The organism is uncultured Veillonella sp. (assembly GCF_900545205.1).
Classification (GTDB): domain Bacteria; phylum Bacillota; class Negativicutes; order Veillonellales; family Veillonellaceae; genus Veillonella.
Window position 1 is genome coordinate 1 of the sequence record NZ_UQYC01000111.1, and the last position, 3,935, is coordinate 3,935.

Below are 3,935 nucleotides of genomic sequence, written 5' to 3' on the forward strand. Positions count from 1 at the left end.
TGAAAAGGAGAGGGCTATGATTTCTGTATTCGACGCAAATCCTGTTGTTTTTGAAGATACTGATCGTACATTGACGGTTAGTTATAATGGTGTACTCTGTAAAGATGCAAATGGTACTGTTACGACTGATATTGATTTTGATGACGTAAATGAGCTATATCTTACAAGATATTTAAATTCAAATAGTAACTATTCGATTATATTTAGAGACCATAATTGGAAAAACATAGAAGGTCAAGATTTAGATACTGACCGTAAAGGATCTAATGCTGGTCACAATATCCGCGAAACAAAATCAATCATTGCTGCCTTTGCTCGCCATAAATTGACAGCGGATTTTCCTGCAAATTTAGATACTCTTCAATTGCCACTTGATTACTCCTACATGGGAAAACGAGAAATTACCATTAAAAATGGTGTTATCTCAAATGGTAAGGTAGATATCTCTATTAATGAAATTCGCCGCGTAGTATGTGCATCTAATGGTACGATTAGCAAATTATTAGTCTATAAGGAAGAAAAACCTAGTTCATTCTTTAAAAAGATTTTTGACAAATGTGATATGAAAATCACCTTAAACGCGATTACCTTGCCATTATTAGAAGCTATCGTAACGCGCAATACAGGCCATGGTATCGACTTCAGTCGTGGTAATGGCTTTGACCAAAAGGATTCCAACTATATTATCATTCGCTACCTTGACTCTGGATTCTTCCTAGAAAAAGACGGTACAGCACCTACAGAATGGCAAAAAACTGCGGCTGAGACTACAGCTAAATTTAATTACGATGTAAAAACATTATTAATATAATATTAGTTTTATTGTGAAAGTTAGGAGTTACTATGTCTGTATATCAATTTTCTCTGCCTAATAAGTCTGGTGAATTGCAATCACTACAAAATTTTGAAGGCAAAGTTCTTATCGTTGTTAATACGGCAAGTAAGTGTGGATTTACTCACCAATATGAGGGGTTAGAGGCTCTTTATAAGAAATACAACGAACAAGGTTTAGAAATTATTGCGGTTCCTTCCAACCAGTTTGGCGAGGAAGAGCCTGGTTCTAATACCGAAATTCAATCCTTTTGCAAGGTAAATTATGGGGTTACTTTTACTGTGATGGGTAAATCTGATGTGCGTGATGAAAGTGCCTTGGATTTATTCAAATATATGATTAAAGAGCAACCATTTAAAGGGTTCCCGCCTAGTGATAAGACAGAAATGCTTACAGACTATCTCAATGACATTGATCCTAACTATCTAACGGACGATGAGGTAAAGTGGAACTTTACTAAATTTGTTATAGATCGTAAAGGTAATGTGGTAGGGCGCTTTGAGCCTGTTGTAAAACCGATGGAAATGGAATCTTTTATTAAAACATTATTATGATTTTGGCAGACGACTAAATTTTAGGGAATAAGTGACATTGATTTATAATATCTCTTGCTTCTTAAAAGTGTTCGTTTAGTAGCGTACTTAGTATGGTAAAGAAAAGAACCGCTAGTTTTGTAACTAGCGGTTCTTTTGTGTATATAGTAATATTAGCGAACATAAATATTTGTACCCTAAAAAAAGATACCATAAAATGCTTGAAATAGTAAAAATATGTGATAACATTTGAATTATATTAGAGCGAAAAGGAGAATTACAATGGCAGAGCAACTCGTAAATGTTCATGATTTAGTGGGCCGCTGTCCCTATGCAACGAGCCAAAAGTTATTAGCCGGCAAATGGTCTTTATTGATCATGCACGAATTATCTGAAGGTCCTGTGCGCTTCCGTGAGTTAGAGCGCCGCTTATATCCAATTACGCAAGCCACTCTTACGAGAGCGCTTCGCCAAATGGAGGATGATGGTCTTGTACATCGTGAAGTATATGGTACTATTCCACCTAAGGTAGAATATAGTCTTACCGAAGTGGGGGCAGAGTTTAAAGCGGTTCTCGCATCTCTTGAAAAATGGGGGAACCAATATATTGACTATATGAAAGCCGCTGGCCGTATTTAAGAAACGGCAGCGGCATTTCTGCCCTTATTATGTTATACATGTGGGGATTATATATTTGATATGGCTTAACAAAGCCTTTATATATGTTATAAATAGCCATTTGTTTATGCCATGTATTAAGAAAAATATGGTATAATAAACAATACGAATGATATAAATTCTCAATAAATGAGAGGTATTGATAATAATGTTGAATGTTACTTTTTTAGCGCATAGCGGCTTTCTTGTAGACGACGGTAAGCGTTGCTATGTGTTTGATTATTATAAAGATCCTAACAATATTGTTTGGCAATTAGCAAAGCGTGGCCGTGAGCTTTGGTTCTTTGTAAGCCATGTTCATGCAGATCATTTTAATCCATCTATTACAGAATTTGATGGTCCTCAAACACGCTACATTTGCCATCAAGATGTGCCATTAGAAGGCAAGGTGAAGAAATGCATTACCATGCGCCCAGGTCATGATGCGACATTAGATGATGTAGGCATTCATATGTATGGTAGTACCGATGAAGGTGGTTCTTTCTACGTAAAGACAAATACGGCTAACATCGATTCTGATTCTATCTTCCACGCCGGTGACCTCAACTGGTGGCATTGGCTTGGTGATACGCCAGAGAATAATGCTGATGCAAAACGCATGGCATGGCGTGAGTTCAAAGAATTAGACGGTTTGTCTGTCGATGTAGCGATGTTCCCTGTAGATAATCGTTTGGAAGACGCTATGGAGTGGGGCAGCATTGAGTTTTTACGCCGCGTAGAGGTGAAAAAAGCCTTTATTCCGATGCATCTAAATGGCCCACTATGGACACCATCTGTGTATTTTAAAGCTCTCTTTGGGGATGTCCCTGTATGGGAACCTCAAAAAGAAGGCGATGAATGTACATTTTAACTGAAGTGTTAATCGGATGCTCTAGCAGGTGATGGATACACATATTAAATATACTTTCACAAGTTGTTGTAGTACGTGAAAGTTCGTGGCCTCTATGGTCACTACGTTATATGGGGAGAGTCTATATACGTAATTCAGTAAGTTAGGATCAAGTGATGATGAAAACTAAACCAGTGGCAACCACCCTATTGGTTGTCATGGCTATTATATTTTTAATTTCATATCCACAACGGCAAGATATGTTTTGGGCATTTATCATGCACGTATCTGGGGCCGCTATGATCGGTGGCTTGGCGGATTGGTATGCGGTGACGGCGCTCTTTACAAAACCTTTGGGGATACCTTTTAAGACTGCTATCTTACCACGCAGTAAGGAACGTCTTATACAAATGGGGCGCACCATGCTCAGTGAAGAACTATTGCGCGTGCCTCAAATGTACTATGCCATCAAAAAAGAACGGGTTATGGTCCGCATTATTGAATACGGCATGAGTGATGTAGGACAAGGCCAAATGCGCGATATTTTGTACGGTGTAGGAAATCAGGTTTTGTCCCATATGGACATTGAGCCGATGCGCCAGGAAATCAATAAAGCCATATATAAAGGCGTGACAAACTGGAAGGCGACACCGCTCGTTATCTTGTTTGGCCGCTGTATGTTAGAACGCCATACGGCGAGCATTTTCTGGCTATATTTTAACCGTACTTGTCAGCGCGTCATTGCATCGAATCAGGTATATCCGTACTTGTACCGCGTAATGTTAGACATTATGAAAACCTATACGAAGGACTCCTTCTTCCGTGAATTAGCCATTGCCTTTGGCGGTGATGGTCTTTCACCAGAACGATTAGTAGAAACGGTACAGAAAAAGGCGGTTCAATTCCTTAAGGATAATGAGTCCATCGACTCTGATTTAGGTCGTTACGTATGGGGCCAAGCCATTCGTTTCTTCAATAATTTGGAAACCAATGCAGAGTGGCAAGCATTCATCGAAGAGCATAAGGATCAATGGATTAAGATGGTTCTCGAAGAATGGGAAGG

At 38.8% G+C, this 3,935-nt stretch carries 5 protein-coding genes; all 5 read left to right on the forward strand.

Annotated features, from left to right (window positions below; all coding sequences use genetic code 11):
* Positions 1 to 16 precede the first annotated feature (16 nt).
* Positions 17 to 811, forward strand: a complete 795-nt coding sequence (locus QZR70_RS08600) for a hypothetical protein (protein ID WP_295794538.1) — start codon at positions 17 to 19, stop codon at positions 809 to 811.
* 32 nt (positions 812 to 843) lie between these two features.
* Positions 844 to 1,386 (forward strand): glutathione peroxidase, encoded by a 543-nt coding sequence (locus QZR70_RS08605; protein ID WP_295794532.1) that lies wholly within the window; start codon positions 844 to 846, stop codon positions 1,384 to 1,386.
* Positions 1,387 to 1,647: 261 nt separating this feature from the next.
* A complete protein-coding gene (locus tag QZR70_RS08610; protein WP_295232501.1) occupies positions 1,648 to 2,004 on the forward strand; it encodes a helix-turn-helix domain-containing protein in 357 nt (118 codons plus the stop codon).
* Between the two features lie 187 nt (positions 2,005 to 2,191).
* Positions 2,192 to 2,893: an MBL fold metallo-hydrolase gene (locus tag QZR70_RS08615; protein ID WP_295794534.1), complete on the forward strand. Its 702-nt coding sequence runs from the start codon at positions 2,192 to 2,194 to the stop codon at positions 2,891 to 2,893.
* Positions 2,894 to 3,048: 155 nt separating this feature from the next.
* Positions 3,049 to 3,935: DUF445 family protein (locus QZR70_RS08620; RefSeq protein ID WP_295794536.1), on the forward strand; the 887-nt coding region annotated here is incomplete at its 3' end.

What these genes read in the sequence shown, in the direction of transcription:
- QZR70_RS08615 (WP_295794534.1), top strand. Translation starts at nt 2,192, where the DNA reads ATGTTGAATGTTACTTTTTTAGCGCATAGCGGCTTTCTTGTAGACGAC.
- QZR70_RS08600 (WP_295794538.1), top strand. Translation starts at nt 17, where the DNA reads ATGATTTCTGTATTCGACGCAAATCCTGTTGTTTTTGAAGATACTGAT.
- QZR70_RS08610 (WP_295232501.1), top strand. Translation starts at nt 1,648, where the DNA reads ATGGCAGAGCAACTCGTAAATGTTCATGATTTAGTGGGCCGCTGTCCC.
- QZR70_RS08605 (WP_295794532.1), top strand. Translation starts at nt 844, where the DNA reads ATGTCTGTATATCAATTTTCTCTGCCTAATAAGTCTGGTGAATTGCAA.